This window comes from Lactobacillus sp. WILCCON 0059, from assembly GCF_057197985.1.
This window is the reverse complement of the sequence record NZ_JBUBHN010000001.1, coordinates 1,956,449-1,973,949: the sequence shown is the minus strand read 5'-3', so window position 1 is coordinate 1,973,949 and position 17,501 is coordinate 1,956,449. Positions and strand designations below refer to the sequence as shown.

General features: G+C 50.6%; 12 protein-coding genes and 26 tRNA genes. 37 read left to right on the top strand and 1 reads right to left on the bottom strand.

What is annotated here, in order from left to right; all coding sequences use genetic code 11:
- Positions 1 to 71 precede the first annotated feature (71 nt).
- Complete coding sequence (locus ACYVUT_RS09330; RefSeq protein WP_484501914.1) at positions 72 to 941, bottom strand: DNA-binding domain-containing protein; 870 nt, start codon at positions 939 to 941, stop codon at positions 72 to 74.
- A gap of 308 nt (positions 942 to 1,249) precedes the next feature.
- Here ACYVUT_RS09330 and argF point away from each other — a divergent pair, with 308 nt between their 5' ends.
- From argF to smpB, 37 genes are all read left to right on the top strand, one after another.
- Positions 1,250 to 2,251: an ornithine carbamoyltransferase gene (gene argF / locus ACYVUT_RS09325; protein WP_025896204.1), complete on the top strand. Its 1,002-nt coding sequence runs from the start codon at positions 1,250 to 1,252 to the stop codon at positions 2,249 to 2,251.
- Between the two features lie 18 nt (positions 2,252 to 2,269).
- Positions 2,270 to 3,199, top strand: coding sequence for a carbamate kinase (arcC, locus tag ACYVUT_RS09320; protein WP_439775620.1), 930 nt, complete (start codon positions 2,270 to 2,272; stop codon positions 3,197 to 3,199).
- Positions 3,200 to 3,362: 163 nt separating this feature from the next.
- Positions 3,363 to 4,586 carry an arginine deiminase gene (arcA, locus tag ACYVUT_RS09315; protein WP_484500702.1) on the top strand — a complete coding sequence of 408 codons (1,224 nt, stop codon included), beginning with the start codon at positions 3,363 to 3,365 and terminating at the stop codon, positions 4,584 to 4,586.
- 99 nt (positions 4,587 to 4,685) lie between these two features.
- On the top strand, positions 4,686 to 6,113 hold the full coding sequence (locus tag ACYVUT_RS09310) for a basic amino acid/polyamine antiporter (protein WP_484501913.1): 1,428 nt from the start codon (positions 4,686 to 4,688) through the stop codon (positions 6,111 to 6,113).
- A 158-nt stretch (positions 6,114 to 6,271) separates the two neighbouring features.
- A tRNA-Val gene (locus ACYVUT_RS09305) sits at positions 6,272 to 6,344 on the top strand.
- Positions 6,345 to 6,346: 2 nt separating this feature from the next.
- Positions 6,347 to 6,419: transfer RNA gene (locus tag ACYVUT_RS09300), tRNA-Lys, on the top strand.
- Between the two features lie 12 nt (positions 6,420 to 6,431).
- Positions 6,432 to 6,513: transfer RNA gene (locus ACYVUT_RS09295), tRNA-Leu, on the top strand.
- Positions 6,514 to 6,528: 15 nt separating this feature from the next.
- Positions 6,529 to 6,601 (top strand) — tRNA-Thr (locus tag ACYVUT_RS09290).
- Between the two features lie 4 nt (positions 6,602 to 6,605).
- Positions 6,606 to 6,677: transfer RNA gene (locus tag ACYVUT_RS09285), tRNA-Gly, on the top strand.
- A gap of 15 nt (positions 6,678 to 6,692) precedes the next feature.
- A tRNA-Leu gene (locus tag ACYVUT_RS09280) sits at positions 6,693 to 6,778 on the top strand.
- A gap of 5 nt (positions 6,779 to 6,783) precedes the next feature.
- Positions 6,784 to 6,857: transfer RNA gene (locus ACYVUT_RS09275), tRNA-Arg, on the top strand.
- 6 nt (positions 6,858 to 6,863) lie between these two features.
- Positions 6,864 to 6,937, top strand: a tRNA-Pro gene (locus tag ACYVUT_RS09270).
- A gap of 36 nt (positions 6,938 to 6,973) precedes the next feature.
- Positions 6,974 to 7,047: transfer RNA gene (locus tag ACYVUT_RS09265), tRNA-Met, on the top strand.
- Positions 7,048 to 7,059: 12 nt separating this feature from the next.
- A tRNA-Ile gene (locus ACYVUT_RS09260) sits at positions 7,060 to 7,133 on the top strand.
- A gap of 11 nt (positions 7,134 to 7,144) precedes the next feature.
- Positions 7,145 to 7,218, top strand: a tRNA-Met gene (locus ACYVUT_RS09255).
- 17 nt (positions 7,219 to 7,235) lie between these two features.
- Positions 7,236 to 7,308, top strand: a tRNA-Phe gene (locus tag ACYVUT_RS09250).
- A gap of 14 nt (positions 7,309 to 7,322) precedes the next feature.
- Positions 7,323 to 7,393 (top strand) — tRNA-Gly (locus ACYVUT_RS09245).
- Between the two features lie 3 nt (positions 7,394 to 7,396).
- Positions 7,397 to 7,470: transfer RNA gene (locus tag ACYVUT_RS09240), tRNA-Ile, on the top strand.
- Between the two features lie 2 nt (positions 7,471 to 7,472).
- Positions 7,473 to 7,560 (top strand) — tRNA-Ser (locus ACYVUT_RS09235).
- A 242-nt stretch (positions 7,561 to 7,802) separates the two neighbouring features.
- Positions 7,803 to 7,874: transfer RNA gene (locus tag ACYVUT_RS09230), tRNA-Glu, on the top strand.
- Positions 7,875 to 7,915: 41 nt separating this feature from the next.
- A tRNA-Ser gene (locus ACYVUT_RS09225) sits at positions 7,916 to 8,003 on the top strand.
- 9 nt (positions 8,004 to 8,012) lie between these two features.
- Positions 8,013 to 8,086 (top strand) — tRNA-Met (locus tag ACYVUT_RS09220).
- Between the two features lie 3 nt (positions 8,087 to 8,089).
- Positions 8,090 to 8,163: transfer RNA gene (locus tag ACYVUT_RS09215), tRNA-Asp, on the top strand.
- A 6-nt stretch (positions 8,164 to 8,169) separates the two neighbouring features.
- Positions 8,170 to 8,242: transfer RNA gene (locus ACYVUT_RS09210), tRNA-Phe, on the top strand.
- 8 nt (positions 8,243 to 8,250) lie between these two features.
- Positions 8,251 to 8,332 (top strand) — tRNA-Tyr (locus tag ACYVUT_RS09205).
- Between the two features lie 4 nt (positions 8,333 to 8,336).
- A tRNA-Trp gene (locus ACYVUT_RS09200) sits at positions 8,337 to 8,407 on the top strand.
- Positions 8,408 to 8,420: 13 nt separating this feature from the next.
- Positions 8,421 to 8,493: transfer RNA gene (locus ACYVUT_RS09195), tRNA-His, on the top strand.
- A gap of 29 nt (positions 8,494 to 8,522) precedes the next feature.
- Positions 8,523 to 8,593 (top strand) — tRNA-Cys (locus tag ACYVUT_RS09190).
- Positions 8,594 to 8,621: 28 nt separating this feature from the next.
- Positions 8,622 to 8,706 (top strand) — tRNA-Leu (locus ACYVUT_RS09185).
- A 17-nt stretch (positions 8,707 to 8,723) separates the two neighbouring features.
- Positions 8,724 to 8,808 (top strand) — tRNA-Leu (locus tag ACYVUT_RS09180).
- Between the two features lie 170 nt (positions 8,809 to 8,978).
- Positions 8,979 to 10,148, top strand: a complete 1,170-nt coding sequence (locus ACYVUT_RS09175; protein WP_484501912.1) for a glycosyltransferase family 4 protein — start codon at positions 8,979 to 8,981, stop codon at positions 10,146 to 10,148.
- Complete coding sequence (locus ACYVUT_RS09170) at positions 10,141 to 11,190, top strand: glycosyltransferase family 4 protein (RefSeq protein ID WP_484500701.1); 1,050 nt, start codon at positions 10,141 to 10,143, stop codon at positions 11,188 to 11,190. The genes ACYVUT_RS09175 and ACYVUT_RS09170 overlap by 8 nt, the downstream gene beginning before the upstream one ends.
- The gene (locus ACYVUT_RS09165; RefSeq protein WP_484501911.1) at positions 11,183 to 12,196 is read left to right on the top strand and encodes a lysylphosphatidylglycerol synthase transmembrane domain-containing protein; all 1,014 of its coding nucleotides are present in this window, start codon (positions 11,183 to 11,185) and stop codon (positions 12,194 to 12,196) included. Before ACYVUT_RS09170 ends, ACYVUT_RS09165 begins: the two co-directional genes overlap by 8 nt.
- 19 nt (positions 12,197 to 12,215) lie before the next feature.
- Positions 12,216 to 14,288, top strand: coding sequence for an LTA synthase family protein (locus tag ACYVUT_RS09160; RefSeq protein WP_484501910.1), 2,073 nt, complete (start codon positions 12,216 to 12,218; stop codon positions 14,286 to 14,288).
- A 54-nt stretch (positions 14,289 to 14,342) separates the two neighbouring features.
- Positions 14,343 to 14,576, top strand: coding sequence for a preprotein translocase subunit SecG (gene secG, locus ACYVUT_RS09155; protein WP_002876914.1), 234 nt, complete (start codon positions 14,343 to 14,345; stop codon positions 14,574 to 14,576).
- A gap of 67 nt (positions 14,577 to 14,643) precedes the next feature.
- A complete protein-coding gene (gene rnr / locus ACYVUT_RS09150) occupies positions 14,644 to 17,013 on the top strand; it encodes a ribonuclease R (protein WP_484501909.1) in 2,370 nt (789 codons plus the stop codon).
- A 22-nt stretch (positions 17,014 to 17,035) separates the two neighbouring features.
- A complete protein-coding gene (gene smpB, locus ACYVUT_RS09145) occupies positions 17,036 to 17,497 on the top strand; it encodes an SsrA-binding protein SmpB (RefSeq protein ID WP_003611142.1) in 462 nt (153 codons plus the stop codon).
- The last annotated feature ends 4 nt before the right edge of the window (positions 17,498 to 17,501 follow it).

Genomic DNA, 17,501 nt, shown 5'->3' with positions numbered 1-17,501 from the left:
GCCTTTCTTTCTATAATAAAAGAGATAAGATTTTTCCTTACTATCCAATTGTACTATAAGCAGAAAGCTCCTTACCAGAGCTCATTGTCGCTGCCTCGCTTGACCCGGTAGCTTTCTTGCAGCAGACCGTCAAAAAAGTGCTGCAGGGAAATCTGCCCCCGTTCCAGCTCCTTGCCGTTTTGGTGCTGCATTTCCACGTGGATGTTCTGGTACTCAAAAAGGTTGTTGGCATAGTCCAGCAGCATTTCATTGTCCGGGTAGTCGATGCACATGGTGGCCAGATTGACGATCCCGATGTGCAGGGTCCGGCGGATCCGCTGGTAGATAACCTTTTTCTCCCGGCCGCTGATGCCAAAACTTTCTTCCAGGTCGATCTGGTCAAAGCTCATGTCCTTGTCGACCATCAAGCGGATGATCTTCATGATGTCTTCATAGCCTTTTTCAGATGCAATGCCCAAAAAGCGCAGGGTGTCAGTCACATGGTCTATTTGCTGCCGGCGAGTGGTCTGCTGGCGGCCGGATGGATTGTTCAAGCTGCCCGAAAGTTCGCTGATCACCCGCATATTGCTCAAGAGCTGCAAGGTTGTACTGATAATCTTGGAAATATGGGCGATTTCCTCAGAATTGAGCTGGTGGTGGATGAAAAAGTCGCAACCGTTTTGGTAGGCAGCCGTGATCAAGGATTCTGACGGGGTATTGGCCGTCATAATCACCCGGGGCAGGATGTTGGCCTGCTTGAGCCGCCTTAAGAGGGTTAGGCCGTCAAAGGGTGCCAGATCATAGTCGACAACCAATACGTCAACTCTGAGTTGGCGGAGGTCGTCAAAGGTCCTTTGGGCATCGGTTGACCGGCCGACGACAATGTTTTCGAAGTTCCGCTCCAGGGCGTCACCAATTAGTTGTAAGTTCCTGGTGCTCTTGTTTGTGATATAAAAGTGCATTTTTGTATTTTCTCCCTGTTTTTGAAGCAAGTTGAAGTCTACTGAGTCAACTATCCAATTGTAGCACAAAGGAGACTTAAAATAAAAAAGTGTATAAACATGGTAAAAGTACCCAAGGGGCCGTATAAGCGGCCTTCTATTCACTTAAAAAATTCGATTATACAGTTCAGAAAAACTAATTAATTGATTTCTATTTTTTTCTGGTAAATCTTTTTGTTTTTTACTGTTGTGGTCTGAAAACGCTTTCTATAATGATAATCGTAAACAAGTGAAAAACACAAAACAATAGAAAACAGGAGGAAGCTATCATGGCTTTTAATTTACGCAACCGCAGTTACTTAACTCTCGCAGACTTCAACACTCGTGAAATGGAATACTTGCTTGACCTGGCAGAACAACTGAAGAAGGACAAGTACGCTGGTGTTGAACAACCTCGTTTGAAGGGCAAGAACATTGCTTTGATCTTCGAAAAGGACTCAACCAGAACCCGCTGCTCATTCGAAGTTGGTGCTCACGACCAAGGCGCTCACGTAACTTACCTTGGGCCAAGCGGCTCACACTTCGGCCACAAGGAATCAGTTAAGGACACTGCTCGCGTATTGGGCGGCATGTTCGACGGTATCGAATTCCGTGGCTTCTCACAAGAAGCAGCTGAAACTTTGGCTAAGTATTCCGGTGTCCCAGTTTGGAACGGTTTGACTGACGCTGACCACCCAACTCAAGTTTTGGCCGACTTCTTGACTGCTAAGGAAGTTTTGAAGAAGGAATACAAGGACATTAAGTTTGCCTTTGTTGGTGACGGTCACGACAACGTATCAAACGCTTTGATGCTGGGTGCCGCAGTTATGGGTATGGAATACCACGTTGTAACTCCTCCAGAACTGAACCCAAGCGAAGAAACTTTGGCAAAGGCTAACGCAATCGCTAAGGAAACTGGCGCCAAGATCGTTGTTTCAAACGACATCAAGGAAGGCGTTAAGGGCATGGACGTAATCTACGGCGACGTTTGGGTATCAATGGGTGAATCCGACGACAAGTGGAAGAAGCGGATCGAATTGCTTTCACCATACCAAATCACTATGGACGTTCTTAAGGCTACTGAAAACCCTAACGTTATCTTTGAACACTGCCTGCCAGCCTTCCACAACCTGGAAACTGAAGTTGGCCGCGAAGTTTACGAAAAGTTTGGCTTGAAGGAACTTGAAGTAACTGACGAAGTCTTCGAAAGCAAGCACTCAGTTGTCTTCCGTGAAGCTGAAAACAGAATGCACACCATCAAGGCTGTCATGGTTGCTACCTTGGGCGACTAATCAAGAAGAGGTGCTCTTATGTCAAAAGTTGTTGTAGCATTGGGCGGCAACGCCCTCGGCAAGTCACCAGCCGAACAATTGGAATTGGTTAAGAACACAGCTTCCTCACTGATCGGTTTGATCAGCGCCGGCAACGAAGTAGTTATCAGCCACGGTAACGGCCCGCAGGTTGGCCAAATCAACCTGGGCATGAGCTACGCTGCTGAACATGGCCAAAGCGCGGCCTTCCCATTCCCTGAATGCGGGGCAATGAGCCAGGGCTACATTGGCTACCACCTGCAGCAAAGTCTGCAAAACGAACTCCACAAGCGCGGCATGACCAAGGACGTGGCGACTATCGTAACGCAGATCGTTGTTGACCCGGCTGACTCAGCCTTCCAAAACCCAACTAAGCCGATTGGGGCCTTCTACACTAAGGAAGAAGCCGACTCAATCGCTGAAGACAAGGGCTACATCTTCAAGGAAGACGCTGGCCGCGGCTGGCGGCAGGTTGTCCCTTCACCGACTCCAAAGAGAATCGTTGAATTGAACAGCATCAAGACCTTGATTGAAGCAGATGAACTCGTTATCGCCGGCGGTGGCGGCGGGGTGCCTGTAGTTGAGACCGAAGAAGGGCTCAAGGGCGTGCCAGCCGTTATCGACAAGGACCGCTCCAGCGCATTGTTGGCAGACAATGTTGGCGCGGACAAGCTGATCATCTTGACCGCCGTTGACTACGTGGCAATCAACTTCAACAAGCCAGACCAAAAGAACTTGGAAAACATCTCTGTTGAAGAAGCCAAGAAGTACATTGACGAAGGTCAATTCGCTGCCGGCAGCATGCTTCCTAAGGTTCAAGCCTGCATGTCATTCGTTGAAGGCCACCCGGAAAGAGAAGCCATCATTACTTCTCTGTCAGGCTTAGACGCCGCTCTTGCTGGACAGTTGGGGACTGTTATCCACGCATAAGCACGTTAGCTCATCGACCGGTTTAAATTTTAGTGTAAAAATCTCTCTTTAAAAATTACGAACAACTAGTTAGTTAAGTCGTTAGTAGGTTGACTTGACGATTTATAACCACACAAATCATTAGGATATTAGGTAAATTAGCAATTATAGGAGTGTAAAGATCATGACAAGTCCTATTCATGTAACTTCAGAAATTGGTAAGTTGAAGACAGTTATGCTGCACAGGCCAGGGCGCGAAATCGAAAACATCACGCCGGATTCAATGGAACGTCTCTTGTTTGACGACATTCCATACTTGCCAATCGCGCAAGAAGAACACGACTTCTTCGCACAAACCCTGCGCGACAACGGTGCCGAAGTTATCTACACCGAAGACTTGGCTGCCGAAGCCTTGGCAGACGAAGCTGTCAGAAACGAATTCATTGAAAGACAAGTAGCAGAAGCTGGCTTTGTTGCCGGCGTAACTCACGACGCTTTGGTTGAATACCTTAAGGCTCTGACTCCAACTGAACTGGTAACCAGAATCTACGAAGGTATCCGCAGAGATGACCTGGAACTGACCACTCTTGACTTGGCAGCAGTGTCAGAAAACACTGAATGGCCATTCTTGATGGATCCACTTCCAAACGCCTACTTCACCCGTGACCCGCAAGCTTCAATCGGCGAAGGGATGTCAGTCAACAAGATGACTTTCCCAGCTCGTCAGCGTGAATCAATGATCACTGAATACATCTTGAAGTACAACGCTCGCTTTGCTGGCAAGGTTAAGGTATGGCGCGACAGAAACCACGAAAGTCACATCGAAGGTGGTGACGAACTGGTATTGAGCGACCACGTAGTAGCAATCGGTATTTCAGAACGTACTACTGCTGACGCAATTCAAGACATCGCTAAGAGCTTGTTCGCAAACTCTGACTACGACACTGTAATTGCCATCTCAATTCCGCACAACCACGCAATGATGCACCTTGACACGGTGTTCACCATGATCAACTACGATCAATTCACTGTTCACCCAGACATCTTGACTGAAGATGGCAAGGTTGACAACTGGGTACTGCACCCAGGCAAGGACGGGGAAGTTACCTTCGAACACCACACTGACATCAAGGAAGTGCTGAAGAAGGCCTTGGGCAAGTCAGAAATCGACCTGATCCCAACTGGCAATGGCGACCCAATCGTAGCTCCGCGTGAACAATGGAACGACGGTTCAAACACTTTGGCAATCGCTCCAGGTGAAGTTGTAACTTACAACAGAAACTACGTTTCCAACGCTTTGCTGAGAGAACACGGGATTCTGGTCCACGAAGTTCGCTCAAGCGAATTGTCAAGAGGTCGTGGCGGCCCACGTTGCATGTCTTGCCCAATTGTCCGTGAAGACATCTAATTGGTTTTTGAATCTAAAATCGCGGAGCTGGTCTATCGCTCAAGGGCTTAGACTATCTCCGCCTTTTTAGGTGGAAAGAGTATTTGGGAGGTAAAAATCATGGAAGAGAAAGTAAACAAAAACGGGATAGGCCTTGTTGGCCTGACCGCTTTGATCGTCAGTTCCTCTATTGGGACTGGGATCTTCGGCATTACCAGTTCCATTGCTTCATCTGCCGCTCCAGGGCCCGCTATTTTGTCCTGGCTGCTGGTTGGCTTTGGTTTCTTGATGCTTGTTCTGTCATTGAACAATTTGACTGAGAAGAGATCCGACCTTAAGGGTGGTATCTTCGCTTACGCCGGGGCCGGCTATGGCCCATTGGGTGAATTCATTTCCGGCTGGGCCTACTGGCTGAGTGCCTGGCTGGGCAACCTGGCCTTTGCTACTATGCTGATGAGCGCGATCGGGACCTTTATTCCGGTCTTCAAGGGCGGTTCAAACCTGCCATCAATCATCGTAGCCATCATCTTCTGCTGGGCCTTGACCTTCTTGGTTAACAACGGTGTTGAAAGTGCCTCATTCGTTAACACGATTGGTACTTTCTGCAAGGTTGTGCCATTGATCATGTTTGTTATCATCTGCATCGTTTCCTTCAAGGGCGGGATGTTTACCGCTGACTTCTGGGGCAGAGTTGCCAACAACCTGTCCAAGGGGACGACGACTGGTGGTTTGTGGCCACAGATGAAGGGGACTTTGATGACCCTAATCTGGGTATTTATCGGTGTTGAAGGGGCCTCAGTCATGGGCTCACGTGCCAAGAGCCTGAAGGAAGCTCAACAAGCAACCATGCTTGGTTTCGTCCTGCTTTTGGTCTTCTACATGCTGATCTCAATCCTGCCATACGGCTCACTTACCCGGGCTCAATTGGCCAGTGCTGCACAACCAGCTTTGGGCAGCGACTTGAAGATGATCGTCGGCGACTGGGGCGCTATGATCATCAACATTGGTTTGATCATTTCCACTATCGTTTCCTGGCTGTCATGGACTATGCTGCCAGCAGAAACCATGCTTTTGATCGCTGAAGACGGTGCTGCTCCTAAGTTCTGGGGCAAGCTGAACAGCAAGAAGGCGCCAACCAACTCACTGTTCACTACTGCTATCCTGCAGACCATCTTCCTCTTCTCCTTGCTCTTCACTGACAAGGCTTACGAATTCTGTTACACTTTGGCTTCAAGTGCCATCTTGTTCTCATATCTGTTTGTCGGCTTGTACCAAATGAAGTTCAGCCGTGAACGCAAGGAATGGGGCCAATGGACCTACGGTCTGCTGGCAGCCCTCTTCCAATTCATGTGCATGATTTTGGCCGGCTGGCAATACGTCCTGGTTGTTTCCTTGAGTTACATCCCAGGCTTGATCGTTTACTACCAAGGCGTTCGTGAACAAGGCAGAAAGCTCAACAAGAACGAAAAGATCACCTTTATCGTTATTGCAATCCTCTGCGTTCTGTCCATTGTTCTGATTGCCAACAAGACGATCGACATTATGTAATCGAAATTAAAATCTTTCCCAAAACAGCGGTTTTCCGCTGTTTTTTTGTGCTGTGGCTTATTTTTTCAAAATAAAAAAAGGAAAAAAGACTTGCATTCCTGGCTGAATACGATATACTAGTATTTGTGCTTACGGCCTATGCCGTAAACAAGTCATATGGAGGATTAGCTCAGCTGGGAGAGCATCTGCCTTACAAGCAGAGGGTCACAGGTTCGAGCCCTGTATCCTCCATCGAGTCGTTAGCTCAGTCGGTAGAGCATCTGACTTTTAATCAGAGGGTCGAGGGTTCAAGTCCCTCACGACTCATGGCCCTGATCTGCGGGTGTGGCGGAATTGGCAGACGCGCTAGATTTAGGTTCTAGTGTTTTCGGACGTGCGGGTTCAAGTCCCGCCACCCGTATTGTTTTTATAACATGCCGATTTAGCTCAGTTGGTAGAGCATCTGTCTTGTAAACAGGGGGTCGTACGTTCAAGTCGTATAATCGGCATTGTGCGGAAGTAGTTCAGTGGTAGAACATCACCTTGCCATGGTGGGGGTCGCGGGTTCGAATCCCGTCTTCCGCTTTTTATTATATATATGCCGGAGTGGCGGAATTGGCAGACGCACAGGACTTAAAATCCTGCGGTTGGTTTCAACCGTACCGGTTCGACCCCGGTCTTCGGCATGCTTGCACCCATAGCGCAACTGGATAGAGTGTCTGACTACGAATCAGAAGGTTGTAGGTTCAAGTCCTACTGGGTGCATAGATCCGGGAAGTGGCTCAGTTTGGTAGAGCACCTGGTTTGGGACCAGGGGGTCGCAGGTTCAAATCCTGTCTTCCCGATTTGTAATTTAATATTTTCCATATTGGTTACAGTATGGCGGTGTAGCTCAGCTGGCTAGAGCGTCCGGTTCATACCCGGGAGGTCGAGGGTTCGATCCCCCCCGCCGCTATTTTGTAAACTTGGACCTTTAGCTCAGTCGGTTAGAGCAGACGGCTCATAACCGTCCTGTCGTAGGTTCGAGTCCTACAAGGTCCATTTTTTGTCAGCGCGGGATGGAGCAGTCTGGTAGCTCGTCGGGCTCATAACCCGAAGGTCGTTGGTTCAAATCCAGCTCCCGCAATTGCTTTTAAATAAGCTGGCTCGGTAGCTCAGTTGGTAGAGCAATGGATTGAAGCTCCATGTGTCGGCGGTTCGATTCCGTCCCGCGCCATAAATTGAATATTTGCGGGTATAGTTTAGTGGTAAAACCACAGCCTTCCAAGCTGTTGTCGCGAGTTCGATTCTCGTTACCCGCTTATGGGCCTGTAGCTCAGCTGGTTAGAGCGCACGCTTGATAAGCGTGAGGTCGATGGTTCAAGTCCATCCAGGCCCATTGGAGTAATACTCAAGTGGCTGAAGAGGCGCCCTTGCTAAGGGTGTAGGTCGGGAAACTGGCGCGAGAGTTCGAATCTCTCTTACTCCGCTTGATAAAGAGCTGCCCTGCAGCTCTTTTTTTGTATCTAAGTCTAGAAATAAGAAAGAGAGCAGGGGAAAAGGCAAAAAAGTGGCTCTTTTTTTCTAAAAAAGGCTTGCAAAAGACAGGATTTTTCTGTATTCTAGTATTTGTTGACGCGCGAGCGTCGACGCAAGTGGCCTTTGAAAAGATTGAGAAAGCTGCTTGACAAGATGAACTTAAGCGAGTATCATCTTAAGAGTGCTTATGACGGCCCGTTGGTCAAGTGGTTAAGACACCGCCCTTTCACGGCGGTAACATGAGTTCAAATCTCGTACGGGTCATTGCCGGAAGGCAAGAATTGAATATTTTCTATCCATCATCTGGAGGATTACCCAAGTGGCTTAAGGGGACGGTTTTGAAAACCGTTAGACGGGGCGACTCGTGCGTGGGTTCAAATCCCACATCCTCCTTTTTATTATCGCGGGATGGAGCAGTCTGGTAGCTCGTCGGGCTCATAACCCGAAGGTCGTTGGTTCAAATCCAGCTCCCGCAATATGGTCCATTGGAGCAGTGGTTTATCTCGCCTCCCTGTCACGGAGGAGATCGCGGGTTCAAATCCCGCATGGACCGTTTGATGGCTCGGTAGCTCAGTTGGTAGAGCAATGGATTGAAGCTCCATGTGTCGGCGGTTCGATTCCGTCCCGCGCCATTGAAAATGGAGGAATAGCGAAGTGGCTAAACGCGGCGGTCTGTAAAACCGCTCTCTCTGAGTTCGGTGGTTCGAATCCACTTTCCTCCATAATAGGGATATAGTTTAAAGGTAGAACTACGGTCTCCAAAACCGTCGGTGTGGGTTCAATTCCTACTATCCCTGTTAAGAAAATATGGCGGTATTGGTGAAGTGGTTAACACACTGGTTTGTGGATCCAGCATACGTGGGTTCGATTCCCACATACCGCCCTAGCCGAAGGGCAGAAAAGAATAATCGTGGCGGTGTAGCCAAGTGGTAAGGCAGAGGTCTGCAAAACCTTAATCGTCGGTTCGACTCCGATCCCCGCCTTAGGCTTAACGGCCAAGTAGAATAGCATGGCGGTGTGGCGGAATTGGCAGACGCGTCAGACTCAAAATCTGGTGTCCATTACGGACGTATCGGTTCGACCCCGATCACCGCTATTCAAGTTTAATATTACGGCGGTGTGGCGGAATTGGCAGACGCGTCAGACTCAAAATCTGGTGTCCATTACGGACGTATCGGTTCGACCCCGATCACCGCTATTGCTTGAAACGACTCCTCTTGGGAGTCGTTTTTGTTTTATCTGTCTCCTTTTCCCTTCCCCTTTTCCCCTGCTGCAAATATGTTTTATTCTTTGTATTTTGGTTAAGAAATTTGCACCTCTTTTGCCGATTCTCTATAATGTCTTTTAGTATGGAGGTAATGAGCGCACATGAATATCGGTTTGTTTACAGACACCTACTTCCCGCAAAACAGTGGGGTGGCGACGTCGATCAAAACCCTTAAAGAAGCTTTGGAGGCCCAGGGGCACAATGTCTTCATCTTTACGACTACTGATCCCAACGTTGACAAGGACACGGTTGAGGCCAATATCTTCCGCTTCAGCTCCGTGCCCTTCATTGGCTTCTCTGAGCGGCGAATTGCTTTCCGGGGTCTGTTTGAAGCAGTCAAGGTGGCCAAGGAAGTCAACCTGGACATCGTCCACACCCAGACCGAATTTTCCATGGGCACAATTGGCAAGTACGTGGCCAAGCAATTGGGCATCCCTGCCATCCACACCTACCACACCATGTACGAGGACTACCTGCACTATGTCTTAAATGGCCACCTGCTCCGGCCGGTCCATGTCCAGCAGTTTACCAAAAGCTACTTGAAGAACATGGACGGCGTCATCGCACCCAGCCAGCGAGTAGCGGCTTTATTGACCCGCTACGGGGTGGAAATCCCCATGCGGGTGATTCCTACCGGGGTTGACCTGGACGCCATCAGTGCCCCGGACAAGGCTGATCTGCGGGAAAAATTGGGGATTGCCCCGGATGCTCAGGTGATCATCACCCTGGGCCGGGTAGCCGCGGAAAAGAAGATTGACCGTATTCTTCGGGTCATGCCGGACCTTTTGACGGAATTCCCTAAGCTGGTCTTCGTCATTGCTGGCGATGGGCCGGACGTGGACGTTTTGAAAGATCAAGTTGAACGCCTGACTTTGGAAGACCATGTAATTTTTGCCGGCAATATTGCTCACGACCAGGTCGGCAGCTACTATAAGATGGCAGACTTCTTTGTTTCAGCCAGCGACACGGAAACCCAGGGGCTGACTTATATCGAAGCCTTGGGCAGCGGGCGCAAGTGCGTGGTCTACAAGACCGACTACACCGACCAGGTCTTTGATGATCCGGCCTACGGCATGACCTTTGAAAGCCTGCGGCAAATGAAGGAAGAAATCGCGGCTTTCCTGCGGCAAGGCCGGAAAGAAATTCCGCCGCAATTATTGGAAAAGAAGCTGGAGGAAATCTCAGCCAGCCACTTTGCCAGCGAGGTCTGCAAATTTTACCAGTACGCGATTGACAACTATCAAGTGAAAAAAGAGGATAGCAATGATTAGAATCAACATGTTTTCCCAGGCGGACTCAGTCGCCGGGCAGGGCGTCGGGGCAGCCTACCTAGAACTGATCCGGCTTCTAAGGACCCACCTGGTCGATGACTTCTACGTGACCATCAACAAGTATGGCCGAAGCGACTTGACCCACTACCACACCATCAATCCAACCTACTTTGCCAACAGCTTCTCACCAGCCAGAGGCCGCAAGATCGGTTATGTCCACTTTTTGCCAGATACCCTGGAAGGGTCAATCAAATTGCCAGGAGTGGCTAAGAAGGTCTTCTATCAGTACGTGATCGACTTTTACAAGCGGATGGACCAGATCGTGGTCGTCAACCCGATCTTCATCGACAAGCTGACTGAATACGGCCTGGACAGAAACAAGATCCGCTATATCCCGAACTTCGTGGCCAAGAGCGAGTTCTATGAACAGACCCAGGCCAAGAAGAACGCCACCCGGCAGGAATTGGGCATCCCCCAGGACAAGTTCGTCGTCTTCGGTGACGGACAAGTCCAGGCCAGAAAAGGGGTCGATGACTTTGCCAAGTTGGCGGAAGCCAATCCCGACTACCAGTTTATCTGGGCCGGCGGCTTCTCCTTTGGCAAGATCACGGATGGCTATGACCACTTCAAGAAATTGGTCGAAAACCCGCCAAAGAATCTGACCTTTACCGGGATCATCGACCGGGAAAAGCTGGTTGACTACTTGAACATGGCCGACCTCTTTATCTTGCCGTCCTTTGACGAGCTCTTCCCGATGTCAGTTCTGGAAGCCTTCAGCTGCGGGACCCCGGTCTTGCTCAGAGACCTGGACCTCTACCGGGCCATCATCGATGGCTACTACTTGTCTGGCAAGGACTTTGCCGAAATGAACGAGCAGCTGCGCTTCGCGGCTACTCATCCGGAAGTCCTGGCCCGCCAGCAGGAGCTTTCCCGCAAGGCCAGCCAGCAGTACTCTGAAGACCACCTGGCTGAAATCTGGCGGGACTTCTACCAAGAGCAGTACCAGCTGGGCCGGGAATTGGGGCAGATCAGCTATGAATAAGAAAAATCTGTGGGGAGTTCTGATCGTCTTATTGATCAGCTCCCTTGTTTTATACTTTGACCTGCGGTCAACGCCAATGGCCACTTTAAAGGCGGCAGCCGGAGAGATCATTCCCTGGCGCCTGGCCCTAGTCTTTCTAGCCATGGCCCTGTCCTATGTCTGTGAAGCCTTGATCCTCCGTCTTTTGGCCAAAAGGCCGGGGACAGCCAAGCGGAGCTTCTGGTCTTATATGCGGATTCCACTCATTCAGGCCCTTTTCAACGGGATCACCCCGATGGCGACAGGCGGGCAACCGTCGCAATTAGCAGCCATGGTGGAAATGGGCATGGCCGGCGGCCGGGCAACTTCAATTTTGATGATGAAGTTCATCTGCTACCAGCTGGTGGTCTTATTTGCCTACTTGACTGCCTTTATCTTTGGCTTTCACTTTGTGGCTGGCAAGTTCGCGGCTTTGGCCATCTTTATTTTCCTGGGCTTTGCCCTCCACGTTTTCTCAATCATCCTGCTCCTGCTAGCCATGTTCGCCCATGACTGGACGGTTAAGGCGGTTAAGAAGCTGATGAAGCTTTTGGGGCGGATTTTTGGCCAGGAAAGGGCCCAAGCTTGGGAGAAATCGACCCTGGAGCAAGTGGAAAGCTTCTACCAGGAAAGCCAGGCCCTCAAGGCGGAGAAGAAAAAGCTCTGGGGCGTGGTGCTCCTAACGATTGGACAGCTTCTTTGCTACTACTCAGCTCCATATTTGACCTTGCGGGCTCTGGGCCAGCCGGTTGACTATGTCCAGGTGACCTTGATGACGATCTTAATCATCATGTTCATGGCCGTGATCCCCTTGCCTGGGGCCAGCGGCGGGGCGGAATTCAGCTTCCAGACCCTTTTTGCCAGCTTCATCAGCCAGCCGGGGGTGGTCGTTTTGGCCATGTTCTTGTGGCGGTTCGCGACCTACTTCTTTGGCATGATTCTCGGCATCTTTGGCTGGTCCTTCAAGCCGGCTAAGTTGCGGGACTGATTTTTTCGAGGTGAAAGAAATGCAGAAAATCAAGGCATTTGGGACCTGGCTTAGGACCTCTAAGAACGGCTTCTTTGCCCTGGCGGTCTTCGGCTACTGGCTCAAGTGTTACCTAATCTATCTGACCAAGTTTACCCTGGGGGCGACGGGGCCGATGCAGAACTTCCTCTTGCTCATCAACCCCATTCCGTCGGGGATGCTGATTCTGGGTCTGGGGATGCTGATGAAGGGGCGCAAGTCCTACTGGACCATGATTGTCCTGGACTTTCTCTTGGCCACCTGGCTTTTTGCCAACATCCTTTACTACCGGGAATTCTCCAACTTCCTCTCTTTCTCTTTGCTGCAGAATTCGGGCAGTGCTTCGGAGAATTTGGGCAAAAGCATTGCCGGCATCCTCAAGGGCAGTGACTTTTTAGCCTTCGCTGACCCCTTGATTTTGCTGGGGCTTTTATTGGGGAAATTTTTCAAAATGGACCTCTACGCCCAGTCCTGGAAAAGGAAGGTCGCGATTGAACTGACGGCCCTCATCTTGATGGGGGGCAACCTCCTTTTGGCCCAAAAGGACCGGTCAGGGCTGCTCACGCGGACTTTTGACAACAACTACATCGTCAAGTATTTAGGGATCAACGAATATGCCCTTTATGACGGGATCAAGACGGCCCAGACCAATGCCCAGATGGCCAATGCCAAGGTGTCGGATTTGAGCTCGGTCAAAAAGTACCTCAAGGCCAATTACGTTCAGCCAAACTCAGCTTATACGGGTGCAGCCAAGGGGAAAAACGTCATCGTCATCCACCTGGAAAGCTTCCAGCAGTTTTTGATCGGCTACAAGTGGAAGGGCAAGGAAGTCACGCCTAACTTGAACAAGATCTACCATTCCAAGCATACCCTGGCTTTTGACAACTTCTTCAACCAGGTGGGGCAGGGGAAGACTTCTGACGCGGAACTGATGCTGGAAAACTCCCTCTTCGGGGTCCAGTCCGGCTCAGCCATGTCGACTTACGGGACCAGCAACACTTTTGAATCCATGCCAGCCATTTTAAAGCAAAAGGGCGGCTACACTAGCGCCGTCATGCACGGGGGGACGGGGTCCTTCTGGAACCGGAACAATGCCTACAAGTCTTTTGGCTACGATTATTTCGCATCCTTGAACTACTACCAGTACCAAAACAGCTGGTACTTGGGCTACGGTTTAAAGGACAAGATCTTCTTCAAGCAGTCGGCCAAGTATATCTCTGAACTGCCCCAGCCTTTTTACCTGAAGATGATCACGGTCACCAACCACTATCCATATACCCTGGACAAGCAGAACCAGTCGATCAAGAAGACCACGACCGGTGACAACACGGTTGACGGCTACGTGCAGACGGCCCACTACCTGGACCAGGCGATCGGTGAATTCATGACCTGGCTGAAGAAGACCGGCCTGGACAAAAAGACCCTCTTGGTCTTCTACGGAGACCACTATGGGATTTCCAACAACCACAACGAGGCCATGGCCCAGCTGACCGGCAAGAAAAATTACGGTGAGTTCGACGACCAGCAGCAGCAAAGAGTGCCGCTCATGTTCTACTCAAGCAACTTAAAAGGCGGCATCAAGCATACCTATGGCGGGGAAATCGACGTGATGCCAACCCTGCTCAACCTGCTGGGGATCAAGAGCAAGGACCTGATTTTATTTGGTCATGACCTTTTAAGCAAAAAGAACCCGCAAGTTGTGGCCCAGCGAAACGGGAACTTTATTACCCCGGTCTACACCAAGGTGGGGAGCAGCTACTATTACACTAAGACGGGCAAGAAGGTTACGAATGCCAAGGAAAAGAAGGCCTGCCGCTTGATCGCCAACCAGGTTTTGACCCAGCTGACCCTGTCTGACCGGGTCGTCACCGGGAACTTGCTCCGCTTCTACCACCCATCCTGGTTTACTCCGGTCAAGACCAGTGACTACGACTACAACAAGACCGACTCTTTAAAGAAGCTGGAGGAAGCCGGAAAGAGCAAGACCAGCTTAAAGAGCCAGCTGGGCAAGAAGGACGCAAGCAGTCTTTATAAAACTGACGCGCCTGAACTGAAAAAAACTAAGACAAAGTAAGTCTATCTATGATAGAATAGTAAAGTAATTGTAGAATAAATTGGAGGCAGTGCATTGTACAACTTTATTATGACGCTGTTGATCATTGTTTCAGTGCTGATCATAATTGCGACAATGATGCAACCACAGAAGCAGCAAGATGCCTTGAACGCTTTGTCAGGCGGTGCCGTCTTTAGCGGCCAGACCAAGAAGCGGGGCTTTGAAGCCTTTATGGAAAAAGTGACGTCAGTTCTACTGGTATTGTTCTTTGCTTTTTCGATTATTTTGGCAATCCTGTCTTCTAAATAATCATTAACCTCCCGATCACTTGCTTGATGGGAGGTTTTTTTTAACGAAAATACAGATGGAGAAAATAATGGCGCAAAATGAGACTGTATTGGCGGGCGTGCTGGAGATCTTCCGGCACAACCCGCAAAAGCAATTCAGCGTTGACCAAATTGAGCGGCAGGCCCGCCGGGACCGCTTGGGCAACTTTACCGACCTGGTCAAGGCCCTGGCCTACCTGGAGCAGGAAAAGCAGATCATCACTGATGGCAACGGCCGCTACCAGCTGGCCCAGGAAAATACTGAAGTTGAAGGGGTCTTCCGGGCCAACGACAAGGGCTTTGGCTTTGTCCGTTTGGATGATGAAGAAGCCGATGACGTGTTCATCAACTCTGACGCTACCAAGCTGGCTTTAGACGGGGACCGGGTCAAGGTCAAGATCACGGCCGGCGGTAACCCTTGGAACGGGAAGGGGCCGGAAGGACAGGTTGAAGAAATCTTGGAGCGCGGGGCCAGCAGCATTGTCGGCGAATACACGCCTTTAGAAGACCTGCAAGTCAAGATCAGCCACTTTGCCGGCTACGTGATTTCAACCAACAAGAAGTTCAAGAAGTACCGGGTCTATGTATCAGAAAACGGCTTGATTCCGCAAATGGGGGACATGGTCAAGGTATCTCTGAAGACCTACCCGACTGAAGACTTGCCAGACCAGATGACCGGGGCAGTTGTCGAAATTATCGGTAACAAGAACGACCCAGGCGTGGATATCATGTCCATTGTGGCTGAACACGACATCCGGACTGAATGGCCAGAAGATGCCTTAGAGCAGGCTAATGCCATCCCGGACCACGTAACTGAAGAAGAAAAGCATGAACCAGGCCGGCGGGACATCACTGACCAGCCAGCCGTCACGATTGACGGGGATGACTCCAAGGACTTTGACGACGCGGTCGTTTTGTGGAAGCTGGACAACGGCAACTACCATCTGGGCGTCCATATCGCTGACGTGGCCCACTATGTTAAGGAAGGAACTCCACTAGACCGGGAAGCTTTTGCCCGGGGCAACAGTACCTACTTGGTCGACCGGGTTATTCCAATGCTGCCGTTCAGACTGTCCAACGGGATCTGTTCCTTGAACGAAGGCGTTGACCGTTTGGTTCTGTCCTGCGACATGGAAATCACCCCGGAAGGTGAGCGGGTATCTTATGATATCTACCCGGCCTTGATGCGGTCCCACGGCCGATTGACCTACAACAAGGTCAACCAGGCCTTGCGCGGCGACGTGCCGGACAGCGACTTGGAAGACAAGTATGTCAAGGTGCGGCCAATGCTTAAGGACATGGCGGCCTTGCATGAAGCCCTGTATAACCAGCGCCATGCCCGGGGGGCCATCGACTTTGAAGAACCAGAAGCCAAGATCATCGTGGATGAAAAGGGCAAGCCGGTGGATATCGTCCTGCACAGCCGGGGGACGGCCGAAAAGATGATCGAATCCTTCATGCTTTTGGCCAATGAAACGGTAGCGGAAGCCTACTACAGAAAAAAGGTGCCTTTCCTTTACCGGGTGCACGAAACGCCGGAAGCTGACCGGATCAGCAGATTTTTTGAATTCTGCAGTGCCTTCGGCTTGAACGTCAAGGCAGATCCAAACGACATCAAGCCGCTGGACTTGCAGAAGGTGGTTACCAAGACTTTGGGCACGCCGGAAGAAGCGGTTGTCCAGATGATGATGCTGCGGAGCTTGAAGCAGGCCCACTATTCAGAAGATCCGCTGGGGCACTTCGGGATCGCGGCCAAGTACTACACTCACTTCACTTCCCCGATCCGCCGGTATTCAGACACCATGGTCCATCGGATGATCCACGCCTACCTGGAAGAAGGAACAGGCGAGGAAGTCAAGGAGCACTTTAAGGAAGAACTGCCAGAAGTAGCTGACCAGACTTCAACCCAAGAGCGGCGGTCAATCGACACGGAACGGGCAACCAACGACTTGAAGATGACCGAATACATGGCTGACCAAGTTGGCAACAAGTTTGACGCGGTCGTTTCATCAGTCACCAGCTTTGGGATGTTCGTTCAGTTGGAGAACACGGTGGAAGGTTTGATCCACATCTCCAACTTGAAGGACGACTACTACTCATACGATGAAAAGACCATGACTTTGACCGGCCGGGCAACCCACAAGAAATATAAGGTAGGGATGCCGATCAAGGTTGTCTTGACCAATGCTAATGTTGAGCAGCACCAGCTGGACTTTGAAGTTTACGATCCAGATGCCAAAAAGCGGGCCCACAATGACCGCGGGATGGGCAGAAGAAACGGGGACCGGAACTTCAAGGGCCGGCGCAATTACGGCGGCCGCGACAAGAGCGGTGACAGACGCCACAAGCCAAGCCGCAACAACCGCGGCCAGCGGCTGGGGCAAAGCGAGCGAGGCAATCGCCGGCGGCCAAACCGCTAGAAAGTAAGCGGGAGGATTTTTTATGAAACAAAAAGCCAAGGATGAAAATGTCCTCGCGCAGAACCGGCAAGCCCGGCACGACTACTTCATCAAGGATACTTATGAAGCCGGGATTGCTTTGACGGGGACGGAAATCAAGTCAGTCAGAGCCCGGCATGTGACCTTGCGTGACGGCTATGTGCAGATCATCAACGGGTCGGCCTTCCTGGAAAATGTTCATATCGATGAATATAAGGAAGGCAACCGCTACAACCATGACCCGCTGAGAAGCCGCCGACTCCTTTTGCACAAGAAGGAGATTGCCAAACTGGCCGATGTGAAGGCCCAAAAGGGGATGACCATCGTGCCGCTCAAGGTTTACTTGAAGCACGGCTTTGCCAAGGTCTTGATTGGCGTAGCGCAGGGTAAGAAGGAATACGACAAGCGCGAAACGATCAAGAAGCGCGACCAGGACCGGGAACTGCGCAGAAAATACAGAATTTAGGAAA